This is a genomic window from Pseudomonas sp. S2_E01, assembly GCF_054668365.1.
In genome coordinates, this window is the sequence record NZ_CP162762.1 from 3,850,205 (window position 1) to 3,869,625 (window position 19,421).

General features: G+C 55.4%; 14 protein-coding genes and 1 pseudogene. 3 read left to right on the top strand and 12 right to left on the bottom strand.

What is annotated here, in order from left to right; genetic code table 11:
• Positions 1–15: 15 nt before the first annotated feature.
• From kdpC to kdpF, 4 genes are all read right to left on the bottom strand, one after another.
• The gene (gene kdpC, locus AB4O36_RS17855) at positions 16–561 is read right to left on the bottom strand and encodes a potassium-transporting ATPase subunit KdpC (protein WP_460139894.1); all 546 of its coding nucleotides are present in this window, start codon (positions 559–561) and stop codon (positions 16–18) included.
• Between the two features lie 150 nt (positions 562–711).
• A complete protein-coding gene (gene kdpB, locus AB4O36_RS17860) occupies positions 712–2,769 on the bottom strand; it encodes a potassium-transporting ATPase subunit KdpB (RefSeq protein ID WP_460117009.1) in 2,058 nt (685 codons plus the stop codon).
• 24 nt (positions 2,770–2,793) lie between these two features.
• On the bottom strand, positions 2,794–4,488 hold the full coding sequence (kdpA, locus tag AB4O36_RS17865) for a potassium-transporting ATPase subunit KdpA (RefSeq protein WP_460139895.1): 1,695 nt from the start codon (positions 4,486–4,488) through the stop codon (positions 2,794–2,796).
• Between the two features lie 8 nt (positions 4,489–4,496).
• A complete protein-coding gene (gene kdpF, locus AB4O36_RS17870; protein WP_007899818.1) occupies positions 4,497–4,586 on the bottom strand; it encodes a K(+)-transporting ATPase subunit F in 90 nt (29 codons plus the stop codon).
• Between the two features lie 414 nt (positions 4,587–5,000).
• Between kdpF and eat the strand changes: the two are divergent.
• The 3 genes and pseudogenes from eat to AB4O36_RS17885 all read left to right on the top strand — a co-directional run bounded on the left by eat (position 5,001) and on the right by AB4O36_RS17885 (position 7,559).
• Positions 5,001–6,364 (top strand): annotated as a pseudogene (gene eat, locus AB4O36_RS17875) (ethanolamine permease).
• Positions 6,365–6,488: 124 nt separating this feature from the next.
• Positions 6,489–6,656 carry a DUF2897 family protein gene (locus AB4O36_RS17880; RefSeq protein WP_460117011.1) on the top strand — a complete coding sequence of 56 codons (168 nt, stop codon included), beginning with the start codon at positions 6,489–6,491 and terminating at the stop codon, positions 6,654–6,656.
• Between the two features lie 345 nt (positions 6,657–7,001).
• Positions 7,002–7,559 (top strand): TetR/AcrR family transcriptional regulator, encoded by a 558-nt coding sequence (locus tag AB4O36_RS17885; RefSeq protein ID WP_460139896.1) that lies wholly within the window; start codon positions 7,002–7,004, stop codon positions 7,557–7,559.
• Here AB4O36_RS17885 and fabF read toward each other — a convergent pair.
• From fabF to AB4O36_RS17925, 8 genes are all read right to left on the bottom strand, one after another.
• Positions 7,556–8,830 (bottom strand): beta-ketoacyl-ACP synthase II, encoded by a 1,275-nt coding sequence (gene fabF, locus AB4O36_RS17890; RefSeq protein ID WP_460139897.1) that lies wholly within the window; start codon positions 8,828–8,830, stop codon positions 7,556–7,558. The two genes, AB4O36_RS17885 and fabF, sit on opposite strands and share 4 nt — an antisense overlap.
• A 28-nt stretch (positions 8,831–8,858) precedes the next feature.
• A complete protein-coding gene (locus AB4O36_RS17895) occupies positions 8,859–9,653 on the bottom strand; it encodes an SDR family NAD(P)-dependent oxidoreductase (RefSeq protein WP_460139898.1) in 795 nt (264 codons plus the stop codon).
• Positions 9,654–9,868: 215 nt separating this feature from the next.
• Positions 9,869–12,316, bottom strand: a complete 2,448-nt coding sequence (locus tag AB4O36_RS17900; protein WP_460139899.1) for a hypothetical protein — start codon at positions 12,314–12,316, stop codon at positions 9,869–9,871.
• 445 nt (positions 12,317–12,761) lie between these two features.
• Complete coding sequence (locus tag AB4O36_RS17905; RefSeq protein WP_460139900.1) at positions 12,762–13,637, bottom strand: hypothetical protein; 876 nt, start codon at positions 13,635–13,637, stop codon at positions 12,762–12,764.
• A gap of 78 nt (positions 13,638–13,715) precedes the next feature.
• On the bottom strand, positions 13,716–15,341 hold the full coding sequence (locus tag AB4O36_RS17910; protein WP_460139901.1) for a hypothetical protein: 1,626 nt from the start codon (positions 15,339–15,341) through the stop codon (positions 13,716–13,718).
• 442 nt (positions 15,342–15,783) lie between these two features.
• Complete coding sequence (locus tag AB4O36_RS17915; RefSeq protein ID WP_460139902.1) at positions 15,784–16,119, bottom strand: ComEA family DNA-binding protein; 336 nt, start codon at positions 16,117–16,119, stop codon at positions 15,784–15,786.
• A gap of 141 nt (positions 16,120–16,260) precedes the next feature.
• Positions 16,261–17,295, bottom strand: a complete 1,035-nt coding sequence (locus tag AB4O36_RS17920; RefSeq protein WP_460139903.1) for an MraY family glycosyltransferase — start codon at positions 17,293–17,295, stop codon at positions 16,261–16,263.
• A 94-nt stretch (positions 17,296–17,389) separates the two neighbouring features.
• Positions 17,390–19,387 carry a polysaccharide biosynthesis protein gene (locus tag AB4O36_RS17925; protein ID WP_460139904.1) on the bottom strand — a complete coding sequence of 666 codons (1,998 nt, stop codon included), beginning with the start codon at positions 19,385–19,387 and terminating at the stop codon, positions 17,390–17,392.
• Positions 19,388–19,421: the final 34 nt, after the last annotated feature.

Here is a 19,421-nt window from a genome sequence, read left to right on the forward strand (position 1 = left end):
GGCGTCAACACAGATTTAAAGTTTTTCCAACGCCATATTCAGCGCCAACACATTCACCACCGGCGGCCCCACCAACGGTTGCTCGATGTGCGCCTCCAGCAACTGTTGCAACGTCGACACTGGCAGATTGCGCGCCTGCGCGACACGCGCCAGTTGATAGGCAATCGCCGCCGGTGGCAAGTGTGGATCGAGGCCGCTGCCCGAAGTGGTCAGCAGCGCCAGCGGCACCGGACCTTGTCCTGGCACCAACTGTTTACCGGCCTCGTCGATCACCCGCGTTGCCAGTGCCGGGTTGCTCGGCGACAGGTTGCTCGCGCTGCTCGACACCGTCGCGAATGCACCGGCGGAAGGCCGTGGATGGAACCAGGCGTCACCGACGAAATCCTGGGCAATCAGCGACGAACCGCGCACCTTGCCTTCGGCGTCGTGTACCAGGCTGCCGTTGGCCTGAGTGGGGAATGCAATCTGGGCGACACCGGTGACGACCAGGGGGTAAGCGACACCGGTGATCAGGGTCATCAGCATCAGGAGGCTCAGGGCCGGACGTATGATTGTGGACATTTCTAATTCCTCGAACTCAGAGAGGTGGCTTCACCTGTAGGAGCGAGCACGCTCGCGATGGACTCGGGATCACCGCGGGGTGTCAGAGGCCCCTCGTCATCGTTGACGACCATCGCGAGCGTGCTCGCTCCTACAGGGTGAATGTGTTGGTTAGACCAGGTGCAGCGCCGTCAGCAACATGTCGATCGCCTTGATGCCCACGAACGGCACCAGGATCCCGCCGAGGCCGTAGATCAACAGGTTGCGTCGCAGCAGTGCCGCCGCGTTTGCCGCCTGCACCCGCACGCCGCGCAGGGCCAGTGGAATCAGCACCACGATGATCAACGCGTTGAACACGATGGCCGACAGGATCGCGCTCTGCGGACTGCTCAACTGCATGATGTTGAGCACGCCCAGTTGCGGGTAGATCGAGGCGAACAACGCGGGCAGAATCGCGAAGTACTTGGCCACGTCATTGGCGATGGAAAACGTCGTCAGCGCACCACGGGTCACCAGCAATTCCTTGCCGATCTGCACCACGTCCAACAACTTGGTCGGGTCGCTGTCGAGGTCGACCATGTTCGCCGCCTCGCGCGCGGCTTGCGTGCCGTCATTCATCGCCATGCCGACATCGGCCTGGGCCAGGGCGGGTGCGTCGTTGGCGCCGTCGCCGCACATGGCCACCAATCGACCGTCATTCTGCTCATGACGAATGCGCGCCAGTTTTTTCTCCGGCGTGGCTTCGGCCAGCACGTCGTCAACACCCGCTTCCGCCGCAATCGCCGCAGCGGTCAATGGGTTATCGCCAGTCACCATGACGGTGCGAATACCCAATTTGCGCAGCTCGGCAAAACGCTCACGGATGCCGGGCTTGACCACGTCCTTGAGGTGGATGGCGCCGAGCAGTTTGCCGTCGACACACACGAGCAAAGGCGTGCCGCCACTTTGGGCGATCTTGTCGATTTCACGGGACAGGGCTGGCGCCAGATCAGCGCGTTTCTGACCCACGAATGTCAGCAGCGAATCCACGGCACCCTTGCGATACACGTGCCCTTGATAATCGACCCCGGACAAGCGCGTCTCGGCGCTGAACGGCACGACGGTCAGTACCTCGGGGGCCGGTTCAGACTGTGGATGCAAATTGCGCAGGTATTCGACGATGGATTTGCCTTCCGCCGTCTCGTCCGCCAGCGATGCAAACAGTGCGCCCTCAGCCAGATCCCTCGCGGTTACGCCAGGCGCTGCATAAATCGCCGCGCAACGACGGTTGCCGAAAGTGATGGTGCCGGTCTTGTCCAGCAACAAGACATGCACGTCCCCCGCCGCTTCCACCGCGCGACCGGATTTGGCGATCACATTCAGGCGCACCAGGCGATCCATGCCGGCGATGCCAATGGCCGACAGCAGGCCGCCGATGGTGGTCGGAATCAGCGTGACCAATAACGCCACCAGGAACACCAGCGGCAGGCTGCCGTTGGCGAAGTGGGCGAACGGCTGCAGGGTCACGACCACTAGCAGGAAGATCAGGGTCAAGCCGATCAACAGGATGTCGAGCGCCACTTCGTTCGGGGTCTTCTGGCGCTTGGCGCCTTCGACCAGCGCGATCATGCGGTCCAGTGTCGACTCGCCGGGGTTGGCGGTGATGCGCACCAGCAGCCAGTCGGACACCAGCCGCGTGTTGCCGGTCACAGCGGAACGATCGCCGCCGGACTCGCGGATGACCGGCGCGGACTCCCCGGTAATCGCCGCTTCGTTGACCGCTGCAATGCCTTCGATGACCTCGCCGTCACCGGGGATCATTTCCCCGGCCTCGACCCGCACCACGTCACCTTTGCGCAATCGCGCGGCTGGGACTACTTCAAACGTGCCAGTGGCGTTTTTACGCCGGGCACTCAGGCCTTCGCTGCCGGCCTTGAGGCTGTCGGCGCGAGCCTTGCCACGACCTTCGGCCAGCGCTTCGGCAAAGTTGGCGAAAAGCACGGTGAACCACAGCCACAGGGCGATCTGCGCGGCGACGAACGTCGGCACCGCGCTGTCAGGGATGAAGCACAGGACGGTGGTCAGTACCGCCGTCAGTTCGACCACCAACATCACCGGTGCACGCTGCAACTGACGAGGGTCGAGCTTGACGAAGGCCTGGATCAGCGCCGGGCGCCATAACGCAGAGATCGCGGTTTTTGCGTGTTCCGGCGCCTTGGCAGCGGCGGGTTTTACAGCAGGCATATTCATGATGCTGCTCCTAAATAGAGAGGCTTAGAAGCCCATACTCAAATGTTCAGCAATAGGACCCAGTGCCAGCGTCGGCAGGAAGGTCAGGCCGCCCACCAGCAAAATGGTCACGGTCAGCAGGGTGACGAACAGCGCACCGTGGGTCGGGAAGCTGTTCTGGCCAACCGGGGCGGTTTTCTTCATCGCCAGGCTGCCAGCCAGGGCCAGTACCGGGAGGATGTAACCGAAGCGGCCGATCAACATGCCCAGACCCAGCATCAGGTTGTGGAACGCGGTGTTGGCGCCAAAGCCGCCGAATGCCGAGCCGTTGTTGGCGCTGGCCGAGGTGTAGGCGTAAAGCAGCTGGCTGAAGCCATGCGCGCCGGGGTTGCTCACCGATGCCACCGGCCCGGGCAGGCTCGCAGCAATCGCGCCAAGCACCAGCACGCCCACCGGCATCACCAGCAGCGTCACCACCAGCAGTTGCACTTCCTTGGCTTGCAGCTTTTTACCGAGGTATTCGGGGGTGCGGCCGATCATCAGGCCGGCGAGAAATACCGCGATCAACACGTTGAGCAACATGCCGTAGAGCCCGGCGCCGACGCCGCCGAAGATCACCTCGCCGACCATCATGTTGACCAACGCGACCATGCCGCTCAGGGGGTTGAGGCTGTCATGCATGGCGTTGACGGAACCGTTGGAGGCGGCCGTCGTGGTCACCGACCAGAGCACGGTGGCGGTGGTGCCGAAGCGCGCTTCCTTGCCTTCCAGCGGCGCGGTCTGTTCGACGGCGACGTTGTTCAGGGTCGGGTTAGGCTGATACTCGGCCCACAGTGACGTCGCCCCACCGATCAGGAACAGCGCGAACATGCAGGCAATGATCGCGCGACTCTGGCGCAGGTCCTTCACGTAGTGGCCGAAGGTGAACACCAGGGCCACCGGGATCAGGATGATCGATGCAACCTCGAACAGGTTGCTCCACGCCGTCGGATTCTCGAACGGGTGCGCCGAGTTGACACCGAAGAAGCCCCCGCCGTTGGTGCCCAGTTGCTTGATCGCAATCTGGCTGGCGGCCGGGCCAAGCGGGATGACCTGATCCACGCCTTGCATCGTCACGGCATTGACGTACTGGGCGAAGGTTTGCGGCACGCCCTGCCACACCAGGTACAGCGCCAGCAGCAGGCACAGCGGCAACAGGCCGTAGAGGGTGGCGCGGGTCATGTCGACCCAGAAGTTGCCCAGGGTCTGCGCGGACTTGCGACCAATCCCGCGACACAGCGCCACCAGCACCGCCAGGCCCGTGGCGGCGCTGACGAAGTTCTGCACGGTGAGGCCGGCCATCTGGCTGAGGTAGCTCAGCGAGGCCTCGCCGCTGTAGGCCTGCCAGTTGGTGTTGGTCATGAAACTGATAGCGGTGTTGAACGCCAGCGTCCACTCCTGGCCCGGCAGATTCTGCGGGTTCAACGGCAAATGGCCCTGAAACAACAGGATGAAGAACAACAGCAAAAAACCCGCGAGGTTGAACGCGAGCAAGGCCAGGGTGTACTTCTGCCAGCTCTGTTCGGCGTGCGGATCGACCCCGGCCACACGATAACAGCCGCGTTCCACCGGCCCCAGCACCGGCGTCAGCCAGGTGCGCTGCCCTTCCATGACCTTGTAATAGAAACGCCCCAGGAACGGTGCCGGTATCAGCACCACGGCGAAGAAGGCCAGGATCAGCCAATAGTCATAACTGTGCATAGCCGCTCCTAGTTCCGGTCCGCGCGCAACAGCGCAACCAACAGATAAATGAACAGCCCCACTGCCAGCAGCAGTGACACTCCGTCCAGAACGCTCATGGAAATTCTCCGTGTAACGGCGTATTGCCGCGTGTGCAGTCATTGTCGGGAGGGAGGCTGTAAAGGAACGAGATCGAGGGGTGTGGCGGGGCATAAAGAAAGTGTAAAGAGTGGGCTCTGTGGAGGCAGGACGGGCCTCTTCGCGGGCAAGTCGAACCGTCGCACCGCCGCTCCCACAAAGTATCGAGGTGTACTCAAGATTTGTGATCATCAGAGAACCTTGTGGGAGCGGGCTTGCCCGCGAAGAGGCCGGCACAGTCACCGCTGCCCCCAACTGATGCACAAAAACAGTACATCCAGCCGCGAACATCCCCGATACGACAGGTTTCAGGCCTTTACGACACTCATCTACAAAATGGCACGCCCACTGCACACGCCCTCCCCCGAGCTTTCCAACCGTCCAGGGAGAAACGCATGAACACACAACTCAAACCCACGCTGGGCACGCTCCACCTGTGGGGCATCGCGGTCGGGCTGGTGATTTCCGGCGAGTATTTCGGCTGGAGTTACGGCTGGGGCGTGGCCGGCACACTCGGCTTCCTGGTGACCTCGTTGATGGTCGCCACCATGTACACCTGCTTCATCTTCAGTTTCACCGAGCTGACCACCGCGATTCCTCACGCGGGTGGACCTTTGCCTACAGCCGCCGCGCCTTTGGTGAAAAAGGTGGATTGATCGCCGGGCTGGCGACGCTGATCGAATTTGTCTTCGCGCCACCGGCCATCGCGTTGGCGATCGGTGCCTACCTGAACGTGCAGTTTCCGGCGCTCGATCCGAAGCACGCCGCAGTCGGCGCCTACCTGGTGTTCATGACCCTGAACATTCTCGGGGTCAAACTCGCCGCCACGTTCGAACTGGTGGTGTGCGTGCTCGCCGTGGCTGAATTGCTGGTGTTCATGGGCGTGGTTGCTCCGGCCTTCAGTTTCAGCAACTTCGCCCTCAATGGCTGGGCAGGTTCCGATGTGTTCGGCGCCCCCGCGATAGCCGGCATGTTCGCGGCGATTCCATTCGCGATCTGGTTCTTCCTCGCCATCGAAGGCGCCGCCATGGCCGCCGAAGAAGCCAAGGACCCGAAACGCACGATTCCCAAGGCCTACATCAGCGGCATCCTGACCCTGGTGATACTGGCAATGGGCGTGATGTTCTTCGCCGGTGGCGTCGGCGACTGGCGCACCCTGTCGAACATCAACGACCCGCTGCCGCAGGCGATGAAAACCGTGGTCGGCGAAAACTCCGGCTGGTTGCACATGCTGGTGTGGATCGGCCTGTTCGGCCTGGTGGCGAGCTTCCACGGGATCATCCTCGGCTACTCGCGCCAGTTCTTCGCCCTTGCCCGCGCCGGTTACCTGCCGGCATCCCTGGCCAAACTGTCGCGCTTCCAGACGCCGCACCGAGCAATCATCGCCGGTGGCGTGGTCGGCATCGCCGCCATCTACAGCGACGGCCTGATCAACCTCGGCGGGATGACACTGACGGCAGCGATGATCACCATGGCCGTGTTCGGTGCCATCGTCATGTACATAATGAGCATGCTCAGCCTGTTCAAACTGCGCAAAACCGAACCCAACCTCGAGCGCACCTTCCGTGCTCCCTGCTACCCCCTGCTGCCCATCATTGCCCTGGCGCTGGCGGTGGTGTGCCTGGTGGCAATGGCCTGGTTCAACACGTTGATCGGGCTGATTTTCCTCGGCTTCATGGCCGTGGGATTCGTTTACTTCATGCTGACAGCGCAACTGCGCGCGGATGCGCCCACGGACGCCATGTTGACCGGACTTTGACTGACGGCAGGTACAACCGGCAGATCAGGCATAGAATGGAACCACCGCGAAAATAAATCGCTCAAAGTGGTAAGCAGGATCGGTTGGCAAAACTGCCAACCGAACTGCACTCAAGGAGATTCCCATGCCCTGGTATGCCTGGTTGATTCTGGTCGTTGCAATCGGCTCGATCGTCGGCGGTTTGATGATGCTGCGCGACACGGCCAACAAGGTCGAACTGACCGATGAGCAGCGCAAGCGTGTTGCGGAGCGCAATGCGGCAGCGGATGCCAAGGATGCGCAGGATCGCTGATGCTCTGCCCTGCCCTGCCCATCCCTGTAGGAGCGAGCTTGTCGAGGCGTCGAACCGTCGCGATCGGTCGTCAACGATAACGCTGATGGACTGACACCCAGCGGTGTTTGAGACAGCATCGCGACGGTTCGACGCCTCGACAAGCTTGCTCCTACACTGACCTGTGACATGTCCTCCAGCCCGGATCAGGGCAATAATCAAAAGCAAACTTGAGCCAATGCCCGTTACAGTTCATTTAATGAGCTACGACGACGTTGGACGCATCTGCACGCTTTTTAGAAGTAGAAGTACAGTCACCATTCAATTTTCATTGGTTACTATGGTTCATCGTTGCGGAGATCTCAAATGCGTTACTCGCAGGACCATAAAGCCCAGACCCACGAACGCATAATCAAGGAAGCTTCAGCACGGTTTCGCCGTGACGGCATTGGTGGGACAGGCCTGCAACCGCTGATGAAAGCGCTGGGTCTGACACACGGCGGGTTTTACTCGCACTTCAAGTCCAAGGACGAACTGGTGGAAGAGGCGCTGCAGGCGGCGTGTCAGCAGGTAGAAGACCTCTGTGCGCAGCGCTTTGCCGAAGAACATCCACTCGAAGCGTTTATCGACTGCTACCTGTCCGAATGGCACCAGACTTCGCCCCATGAAGGGTGTCCATTGCCGACCATGTCATCGGAGCTGGGCCTGCGTGGCCGCCCCAGCCCGAGTTCCGATAGCGTGCTCAGGGGCAGGCTCGAGCAGATCGAAAACACCCTCGACGCGGGCGATGCATCCGACCAGAGCATCTTCATCATGTCTGCCCTGGTCGGGGCATTGTTGCTGTCACGCAGCGTCGAGTGCCCTGAGTTGGCTCAGCGCATACTCGACGTGAACCGCCGGCTGCTCAAGCAATACAAGGGTTAACCCTGCCAGCGCTTGAATAACACGCTGGCATTCACTCCCCCAAAACCAAAGCCATTGGACAGGGCATATTCGATTGCCATCGGTCGCGCCTGACCGTGAACGATGTCCACACCCTGCGCTGCCGGGTCCGGGTTATCAAAGTTGAGGGTGGCTGGCACAATCTGGTCGCGAATCGCCAAGAGGGTGAAAATCGCCTCAATCCCCCCCGCAGCGCCGAGCAGATGCCCGGTAGCCGACTTGGTCGACGTCACGGCGATCTTGTTGTCCGCACCGAACAACGATTTGATCGCTGCCAACTCGCCCAGATCCCCAACCGGCGTCGACGTGGCGTGCGCGTTGAGATGTTGCACTTGATCGGGGGCGATTCCAGCCTGAGCCAAGGCAAGCGACATCGCTCGTCGCGCACCGCTGCCATCTTCAGGCCCGGCAGTCAGGTGATACGCGTCTGCGCTGGTGCCGTAGCCGACCAGTTCCGCCAGCGGCTGCGCACCTCGGGCCAGGGCATGCTCCAGCGACTCGATAACCAGGAGTCCCGAACCTTCGCCCATGACGAAGCCATCCCGATCACTATCGAACGGGCGCGAAGCACGCTCCGGCGTGTCGTTGAAGCCGCTGGACAACGCCCGAGCAGCAGCAAACCCGGCGAGACTGACTCGATCGATCGCCGCTTCCGCGCCACCGCACAAGGCAATATCCGCTTCTCCAGACCGAATCAACCGCGCCGCATCGCCAATCGCCTGTACCCCTGCTGCACACGCAGTCACCGGCGCGCCCAGCGGCCCCTTGAAACCGTGCTGAATCGACACATGGCCAGCGGCCAAATTCACCAGAAACGACGGGATCGTAAACGGCGACAAACGCCGCGGCCCACGACTGTCCGTGGTACGCACCGCATCGGCAATCGCACCGAAACCACCTACCCCAGAACCGATGATCGTTGCCGTACGCTCTCGGGCATCATCCGTCTGCGGTTGCCAACCAGCCTGTGCGATCGCCTGGCGTGCCGCCTCCATGGCGAACATGATGAAGCGGTCCATCTTCTTCTGTTCCTTGGGAGGTGTCGCCAGATCCGGATCGAACCCCGCCTCGGCATCCTCAGCCACAGCGGGCACTGGACCACCCACCTTGGCTGCCAAATCGGCCACCACTTCGTCCGGCAAATTCCGGATGCCGGAACGCCCAGCCAACAACCTCGACCAGACAACCTCGAGGCCACTCCCCAGCGGAGAAACCAACCCCATGCCCGTTACAACCACTCGACGGTCATTCATACCGCAACGTCCTCAGTTATAGGGTGCATTACTTGTATCGTGCCGCAGCTTTGCTCTTGGACAGATTCGGCGCCATGACATGCCGCGCCGCTACAAAGGCGCTCCATTCATTGGCGTCCGGTAACGAAGGAATGGTAACCAACTCGCCCTGATCCAAACCGGACAGCGCCGCATCAACCATCTCCCCCGCATCCATCACCATATCCGCCGGAATCTGACTCGCATCGATACCGGAACGCTCCCAAATCTCGGTACGAGTCACCCCAGGCAACACCGCCTGCACCTTGACACCGGTGCCTTCCAGCTCGGCACCCAACGATTGCGACAGACTCAACACATACGCCTTGCTGGCGCTGTACGTGGCATTGAAGCGCTCAGGAAACAAAGCCACCACCGACGCGATGTTAATGATCGTGCCCCGCCCTGCCTTGGCGAAACCAGCGGCGGCAGCCGAGGCAAGGCGCGTAACGGTCGTGACGTTGAGCTGGATGAGCTTTTCCAGCTGATCCAGATCCGCATTGGCCAACAAGCCATCCGCGGCCACGCCAGCGTTGTTTACGAGCAGGGCGATGCTTGAATCGCTGCGCAAGCGTTGTTCGAGTTTGAGGATGTCGTCTTTTTGGGTGAGATCGGCCTTCAACACTTCGACCTGAATGCCGTGTTGGGTGCGTAGGTGGGTGGCCGCGCTTTCCAGTCGTTCCAGATCGCGGGCGACCAGGAGTAGATCAAAGCCGCGGGCGGCGAGGCGGTCGGCGTAGATGGCGCCGATGCCGGAGGAGGCGCCGGTGATTAGGGCGGTGTTTTGGGGGTGCGTGGTGGTCATGAAAATGGCTCCAGAGGTTGCATGCGAGCAAGATATGCGTCTGATTACAGAACGCTTCGGGTGGATGCGCAATTATTATATGCATAATCTAAAAAGAATATGATAGCTATAATTTTCCGATCCTCGACCAGAGGTGCTCCGGGTTGAGGATCGAAAATCGTGTAGCGGGGTCTTTGCATCGCAGAGCAGGTATGCAATCGGTACCAGCAGCTTGATTACACGATTGTGGAATTGCTTCCGGGGCCTGCTTGCTGAGGAGCCCCCTTCCCACGTTTCATTTCGACGAGAATCGCTATAACGACTCCCCAAAGAAAAAATGTCAGTATTCCAGGGTAAGGCTGACGCATTCCGACTTTTAACATGTTGTCTGCAAGAAGCAAAAATACAACTACACCTGTCGCTCCGAGTACTTCGGAGGAAGCCCAAATCCGAGACGCGTTGCGTATCACAGAATAAATCGTAAAACTGATCAGCCCCAAAATTGGCAAGACAGCCAGAAACCCAAAATTATAAATAAAATCCAGGTAATAGTTATGCGCGCTGGGTATTTTTGATCTATCGGGAGCCTGTTCATGCCCCAGCCAAAACGATCTGAAATTATCAAAAACCTCGATCAAGTAGTAGTTCCAATATGCTAGCCGTTCCTGTCGATTACTGAGTGGCTGTGTCTCCAACTGTGCTGACACTTCTGCAACATGGCTAGTCAGATGGTCAATGTGAAGATTGACGCCAAATTTCGCCTGCATAAAGGCGCCGCTGGCTAAAAAAAACAGGCTAAGAGCCACACCCAATCCGCCGAGTAGCATCAGCACAATAGTCTGCTTTATACCGTTTTTCGATAAAATGTTCCGAACTAAAAACACCAGCACGCCGGAACCAACCAGCAGGTAAGCCAACATTGAAAATGAAAGTGCTAGATATATGCCCATGATCGGAGCAAACAAGAACAGCAATTTCCGGTACCACGGCACGTGAAATAGAGAAAACAGAGCAATGATAAAACCGCTCGAAAAAATGACCGGCACATACTGCATATGTTGGTAGATACTGAAAAGGTAAACCGACGGTGAAAGAGTACCCGGTCCTTTGGATATCGTTGAATAAACCTCCACCGGCACAATGAGCAGGAGCATGACCAACCACACCTTGGCGATTATAGAAATAGCGCTTAGATTCTTCCCGCACTGCTGTCCAAGCACCAACGCGAAGACCGGCAGGATGTACTGCACAATCAAGATTAGCTTGGATTGTCCTTGGATACCGGCGTCGCCTGCCAACAACAGACTTGTTAGCAACATACCCATAAACAAAAAGAAAACGAAGATAAGCGACAGGCGCGCCGTCGTGTATCTTCCATAGATCGCAATACCGACATAACACGCCAAGACAGAGACGGGTATAGGTAGCTGCGCCAGCTTGCCCTCACTGGAAAAATAAGGATGTTGTCCGTGATACCACCCACCTGACAGTTGAAAAAAAAGTGGGATAAATAATAAAAAAGCAAGAGATGGCAGAACCCAACGTGTGGATCCCTTCAGCAGCCCGGAGCTCAACAAACCATTCTTTTCACTGGCATAAAATACAAGTGACAATGTGGAGCTGAGCAAGTAAAGCGCGGTAAGAGACGACGTACCGAGGGCGTGATACAAAAATGGGATACAACCGATGAGCAGAATATTAGCCAAGATATCCGAGCCCAGAGCGTCTTGTGCTTCGTCGCTCTGGATCAGACGCAGGCGCATCCGTTGAGCCTTGACCATGACTGCTCCGCCCATGAGCGAGTACCCAACCGCTAGCCAGAAAAGATCATGCTTGCCTGTCCAGTGAAATAACTCGGGCCGCAGTAATGCGAGACCTACCAGCAGTATTCCCAAGCCTAGCGAGCCCCATACGAGCAGGTTTAGATATCGCAAGACCTTACCGGATGATTGGACCTCAAACTCGTTATGAACCAGAGTCGGCCCTAAAGCCTGGCTGAAGAGCGCCCCCAATATACCCCCGAGCGCAAAAGCTGAGAAAAGGTCACCCGCGACCTCACTTCCAACCAGCAGAATGATGAAAAGCCTGAAGACGAATACTGAAACGCCGATCACTGCGGTAGAGCCAAAGTGAGGTAACAACAGTTGGAGATATTTAAATCCACCGAAATCTCTTCGCAATGCCGATACGAACATGCTGCGGCGAACGCACCAGCACAGAGGGGTAAGCGACCAGACAACCAAGACCCAAAAACCGATAGCTGTGTCGAGACAAAGCGCAACGAGCACAAAAAAACTCGCAATACCCTGCGTCAGGAAAGAACGTAGTGCCCCTTGAAAGTGACGATCGAATTCTTGCTCGCTTAAAAACACCTCCGCGAGCCACTCACTCGCGCGACGCAAAATCAATACCAATGCAAATAACCAGCCTGACGACACCAGTCCGATGCTTAAAACAAAAGCCAGAGCACTGAGGGGAATCAACAAATAACAGCGCACACGCAAGATATAGGCCGTGTCAACGACCTTGCTTCGAGAAAGAATGATGCTTCGGGCATTGCCGGAACATGAGTAAAACAGTGCAACCGTAGCGCCGTGGACAATACCAAAATCCGCAGCTAACTCCGGCCTGCCAAACAGACTCAAACCGATCATGATAACCATCATGGCAAAAGTGTTGGCCATGAAAGCTGCCGGAAAAATGAATAGTTTTATCAAATAAGCTGCTGCCAAGGGGATATCAGAATTTTGTCAGCTGAGCGTAGAAGCATATCGAGCAGGTGTCGAACACACATAACTGTAGAAAAACACGATTTCGATCTGTTCGAACGCCGGTTTTTTCTTCTAACTCAAGTAATTGCTACGGTAGCCCCTTAAAACTTTACCGACCAACGGTAGCAAGCAATATGTATTATCAGACCATTGCGTTTTATTCATGATGCCCACTACTCATAGTTACGGCGTTTAGGGTCTCGGCCAGGCCTCGCGCCACCATATTGATATCATTCATGCACGGTATAATGCCGACAAAATGTCGGCCAAACAGCCGAGTTCCAATTGCGGATGTGGAATTTTAACTTTCGAGACTTACACGCGTCGGAAACGCGCATCGCTAAATTGGCGCTATTGATCAACGGTAGAGCGTTGCCTTGCGGCAAGCGCGATCTGAGTGACGCTTCTCATCTCTCATTTCAATGAGAAGCGAGATGAGCATGCCCCAAAGAAAAAAAGCCACTATTCCCGGGTAAGGCTGCCGCATACCGACCTTCAACATATTGTCGGCAAGGAGCAAAAATAGCACTACGCCTGTCACGCCCGTCATTTCGGTAGATGCCCAGATCCGTGCGGCGTTGCGTGTAGCGCAGTAGATCGTATAACCGATCAACCCAACAAAAGGTATCACGGCCAAAAATCCGAAATTATAAGCAAAGTCCAAGTAGTAGTTATGAGCGCTGGGAATCTTATTTCTATCAGGCGCATGATCATGACCTAGCCAAAAAGAGGTCAAATCGTGAAAAATTGCGGTCACGTAAAAATCCCAATATTCCAGGCGCTCTTGGCGATTGTTGAGAGATTCCCCTTCCGCTTTTTTTGGCTCACCTGCTTCTATCTCTGTCACGGGATAATTCTCTAGACACTCCATCTCGAGGGCCTCCAGGAAGCCTTCGAGGGCATTGCCGGAATGGCATTCTGCCTTCTTACGCTCCAATGTGTGCCAGGCTGGATTTGCTTCAACTAGCGGGACCACCGCCTCCGTTGGCATGCTTTGCGCCGCGACGTTCAACTGATCCATACGAACACTGGTGCCAAATTTGGCTTGCATCACCACACCATTGGCCAGAAACGCAAGGCCGAGGACTATGCCGGCGCCGCCGAGCGATGCCATTAAAGCGCTTTGCCAGACGTATTTTCTGAATAAGAAACTCCGAATGAGAAAGATCAATGCGCCGACTAACATCAGCAGGTAAGCCAGCGTGGAAAATGATAGTGCGAGATAGACACCCATCATTGGCGCGAGCAATATCAAAAGTTTGCGATACCTTGGCTCCTGAAATAGAGAAAACAGAGCGATGACAAATCCGCTTCAAAAAATGACCGGTACATACTGCATATGCTGATAGATACTGAACAGATACACCGACGGAGAGAGAATGTCCATCCTCTCAGAAATTGTCGAGGCAATCTCGGCTGGCACAATTAATAATAGAATTGTCAACCAAGTTTTAGCCATTATCGGTATAGCACTCTTTTCCCTCGCATATTGCTGCCCGAGAACAAGAGCAAAAACAGGTAGGATATATTGGAGAATCAGAATTAACTTGGTTTGCCCTTGCAAACCTCTTTCGCCTGTCAGCAATAGACTTGAGAGCAACATCCCAATGAATAGACAGAAGACAAAAATAAGTGACAGGCGAACTCTAGCGTACGTCCCGAATAGTGCAATACCTACATAAGCGGCCAATACAGAAACAGGTAGAGGCAACTGCATCAGATATCCCTCACTGGAAAAATAAGGATTTTTACCCTGATACCACCCACCGGACAGCTGAAAAAATATCGGAAGAAACAGAAACAGTGCGACACCTGAAAGGATCCATCGTCTGGCCCTATCCAACATCATGTAGCTAAGCAACCCTTTTCTCTCACTGGCGTAAAAAACCAAAGCCAACGTTGAGCTTAGCAAATAAAGTAGGGTGAGAGACGAAGCACCGAGTCCGTAATAAAGAAATGGTATACATCCAACAAGCAGAATATTAGCTAAAATATCTGAACCTAATGCGTCCTGTGCATCGTGGCTCTGGATCAGACGCAAGCGCACTCGTTGAGCCATGACCATAATAGGTCCACCCAGGAGCGAGTAACCGACTGCCAACCAGAACAGATCGTGCTTCCCTGTCCACTTAAATAATTCGGGCCGTATTAATGTAAGCCCTATCAACAATGTACCCAAACTAAAAGAGCCCCATACAAGCAGGGTTATATAACGTCGTGCCTGACCCGCCGACTTGGTTTCAAACTCGTTATGCACCAGCGTGGGCCCTAGAGCCTGTGTGAAAATCGCCCCTAATATTCCTCCGAGTGCAAAAGCTGAAAAGAGGTCACCCGCCATTTCGCTTCCAACGAGCAAAATGATGAAAACCCTGAAAACATATACCGAAATGCCGATCACAGCCGTTGAACCAAAATGTGGCAACAAGGTTTTAAGTTGCTTGAATCCATCAGAAATCGATCGAATTCTTGGTCTGAATACCTCACCGCTAACGCACCAGAACAGCGGTGTGACCGACCATACAACCAGCGCCCAGAAACCAATCGTCGTGTCGTGACAGAGCGTAACGAGTACCACGATACTTGCAATGCCTTGCGTGAATAAAGAACGTAGCGCACCCTGGGAGTGACGATTAAGTTCCCCTTCACTCAAAAATACTTCCGCCAGCCACTCGAACGCACGCCGTAGCACTAGTACAAAAGCAAACAACCAGCCTGACGAAACCAAGCCAACGCTTAAAATAAACGCCAATGTACCGAGGGGAATTACTAAATAACAACGCAAACCTAAGATATAGACAGTGTCGACGACACGACTCCGAGCGAGAATGATACTTCGCGCATTGCCAGAACAGGCGTAGAAAAGTGCAACCGTAGCACCATGGACGATGCCGAAATCCGCAGCGAGTTCCGGTCTTCCGAACAGGCTTAAACCGATCATGATAGCCATCATGGAAAAAGAGTTAGCCATGATCGCTAAAGGAAAAATGCATATTCTTAACAATATGAGGATACCAAATGCGTACTCAAGCCAGGCCAGCTAAAACTACGTACGTTCGAGCAGACATGTAACTTGCTTACTAACTTTAAAGAATCGATAATTAGTTATTGCGGGTTAGTTTCCCAAGCATTAATAACTATCCACGTCCACTCGAAAACCGCATCACGTACAATGAAACTCGCTACAGCAAATTCCGGCGCACTTTCTCAGTTATTATTTGAAATAACAAGCTTTTCGTTGTAGGACGTTTCTGAAATTTGCAGGGGAATTTCGCGACGATATATCTTCAGCGATAAACAAATAAACAGGTTTTACACGCGGTAGCATTTACACGCGCAAAAAAAGGCCGGTCCATGACCGGCCTCCAGGGCGTGCTAGAGTTTTAGTTTGCCTCTAACTTCTCTCGATTCTTGTCCAGAATCGATTTGCCGATTCCTTTGACTTCGAGCAATTCATCCACCGACGCAAACGGGCCATTTGCATCGCGATATGCAACAATCGCCTTTGCCTTGGCCTCTCCAATTCCAGTCAATTCTCGCTGCAGGGTTGAAGCATCAGCCTGATTCAGGTCGATCTTTTCGATTTGAGGCTTCGGAGACAACTCCATGATCAAAGGTGAGTTACTGATCTCCGGGTTCTTGGGAGGCGCTGCTAAGGCATTGGTTGAGGCGCTGGCAAGTAGAGCGAAGGCCAGAGAACAGAAATAGCCGGTACGCATAAAGAAAGCTCCATAACATCGATTGAGAAAGCAGCCATTCCAAAGCTGCTTCTCAAATTTAGGTGATCTATGGAGCCTGTCAAAAATGGTTTCGTTGCAGAATGTGAAACAATAAAAAAGCAACGCCCACTCAATACCTGCTTAGGAAGTGCGCTGCGCTGGGACGTCCTCGCGCTCGCCCGCCTTGTATTTGAAAGCAAGGACTATCAACGGTAGGTACGCAACTGTCAGTGCCACAGCACCATCCAGCCTGTACAAAACCATACATAGCGCCACTGGCAGCAACCAAAAGACATTGATCATCGCTACAGCCAATGTAATGGGCAGATGCCTGCCAAACCTACGAGATGCAAACTGATAAGCGTGGCTGCGATGAGCTTCATACACCTTATCCCCGCGTATGAGACGGCGTAGCAAAGTAAAGGTGGCATCAACGATAAACACACCGAGGAGTATCAGCCACGCCCAGAACAAATCAGAGGAAATCCACGCCGCCTGTAGGGACAAGACGCCCAGAGCTATCCCGAGAAATCCGCTACCCGCGTCCCCCATGAAAATTCTAGCGGGCGGAAAGTTCCAGAACAGGAAACCTGCAACGCCGGCGATAAGCAGAATCAACGGCCATCCCTGACCTGCAACATTGCTTACCCAATAAAGCAGGAAGCCGCCCGCGCAAACTGTTACAGCTTCGACACCTGCGATGCCATCAATACCGTCCATGAAGTTATAGAGGTTCAACATCCATACCAGATAAATCACGGCAAGAAGATGACCGACCCAGCCCATATCAATCTGGAGGCCGTACACGCTGACAACGGGTAGCCCACCCAACCACCACACAGCCCATGCAGCGGCTGAGAAATGCGCCAACAATCTCCAACGGGCGGCGATGTGCCCATGATCATCCAAAAAACCGATGATAGCGGTCAGCGCTCCTGCGCCAGTCAATGCGATAAACACCGTCGCGGGTATCAACCCAGTCGCTGACAGTGCCGTCAAGCCACCGAGATAGCTCATAACTATGGCAACGCCGCCGCCACGTGGTGTCGGCACGGAATGTGAGCTACGCATATTCGGGATATCCAGCAAGCTCTTTGACAATGCATAGCGACGCAGGACGGCAGTGAGACAAAAAGAAAGCCCGGCCAATGCCGGGATGAGCCACCAGTAGTCCATTGTTAACGACCTTATAATTAAAAACAGTCTATTGGCATTGTATGCCGTGCCCCTGCATATAAAGCGCAAGAACAGCACTTCGACGGGCGTGGAGTCAATCGGCGGCAGATCGCATTGGACCCTGACGACGTTGATGAATCAGATCGACAATTTCGCACTCAGGTACGTAACCATTGACCGTATCGCACAACATCGCTCGAACCTTCACATAATCATCTTCCGCTACAGCCCGCAGCAAGGCGGTAATCGCTTCTTTGAAGCTTTCCCAAGGAAGATGCTCTTCGTCCGCCCGCATGATCATCGAATGCTCGGTCGGAGAAACGTTGTCACCAATCAACAACTCTTCGTACAACTTTTCGCCGCGGCGCAACCCGGTGAATTCGATAGCAATATCCCCATTAGGCCGCGCCTCGTTTCGTAGAGATAAACCCGACAAGTGAACCATCTTTTCCGCCAAATCAGCGATTTTCACTGGATGCCCCATGTCCAGCACGAACACATCGCCGCCCTGCCCCATGGACCCCGCTTGGATTACCAATTGCGCAGCCTCTGGAATGGTCATGAAGTAACGCGTCATATTCGGGTGAGTTACCGTGATCGGTCCGCCATTCTTGATTTGTTCCCGGAACAACGGAATGACAGAACCCGATGAACCGAGCACATTGCCAAATCGCACCATGGTGAACCGTGTCGTGTTTGCGCAGGGGGCGGTAAAGATATTGCCCCACAACAGGGGATTGGGCTCACGACTCAAAGCTTGCAGCGTCATTTCTGCCAGGCGCTTTGTGCAACCCATGACGTTCGTCGGACGTACCGCCTTGTCGGTTGAAATGAGAACAAAGTGCTTCACTCCGGCTTGCACTGCGGCCTGGGCGGTCTGCAAGGTTCCGAGGACATTATTCAGCACGCCTTCGCCAACGTTGTGCTCAACGATCGGCACATGCTTATAGGCCGCAGCGTGGTAGACCGTCTTCACGCCCCAGGTGCGCATCACATCCACTAAACGCTCACTGTTTCGGACCGAGCCGAGGATCGGCACCAACTCAAGCCTAAGCCCCTTGTCCTGAATTAACTTCTCAAGCTCAATCTGGATGCTGTAAAGATTGAACTCACTGTGCTCGAACAGAATCAGCGCGGTAGGCTCGCTGGTGAGAATCTGTCGGCACAACTCCGAACCGATCGACCCGCCAGCGCCGGTGACCATGACAACATGGTCACGAATGCAGCGCTCAAACAGATCCTGCTGCGCGGCCACCGGATCTCGCCCCAGCAAATCAACGATATCGACTTCTTGCAAGTCACTGACACTGACTCGACCGCTGGCCAGGTCCATGAACCCTGGGATCGTGCGCACGTGGACGGGGTAGGATTCAAGAGTGGCCAGAATTTCACGTCTTCGAGCACGCGAAGCTGACGGAATAGCCAATAACACTTCCGTCGCACCGGTCTCGGCAATCATTCGTTCAATGTCCGTAGGCCGATAGACCTTGAGGCCCGCAATCACACGGCTTGCGATGCCCTCGTCGTCGTCAATAATGGCTACCGCACGCATCGCCTTGTCGATGCGCAATGCCGCGACCAACTGATTGCCCGCTGCACCGCCACCGTAGATGGCCACCTTGGTGGCATCATTGTCCTGACGCAAAAAAGGCACATGCTGCCCGGCAAGAAACCAGTCCCCGAGAAAGTACTGACGCATGAACAGTCGAAGGCCACCGACCATTAACAAGCTCAACCACCAATAATTGAAAATCAGTGACCGAGGCACCAATACATTCGGGCGATACAAATATACGTAAACCGTCAGCACGAGCGCTGACAGGGTGACAGCTTTGAAGATACTGACCAGAGCATCATTGCCGAAATAACGCATCACCGCCCGATACAAACCCAGGCGCATGAAAATTGGAATGGAGATGATCGGCGCAGCCATGAATAACCAAGCGTAATCCTCGAAAGGGTTGATCGGGCGTCCAATTCCCAGGCGCACAACGAACGCCAGCCAAAGAGCACCCCATACCAAGACGACGTCGACCAACAATTGCAAGACCCGCTTGGAACCTCGCGGAAGATTCAATAACCGATCACGCATTGCACGAAGTCCCTTCGTTCGACTTTCTGATTAC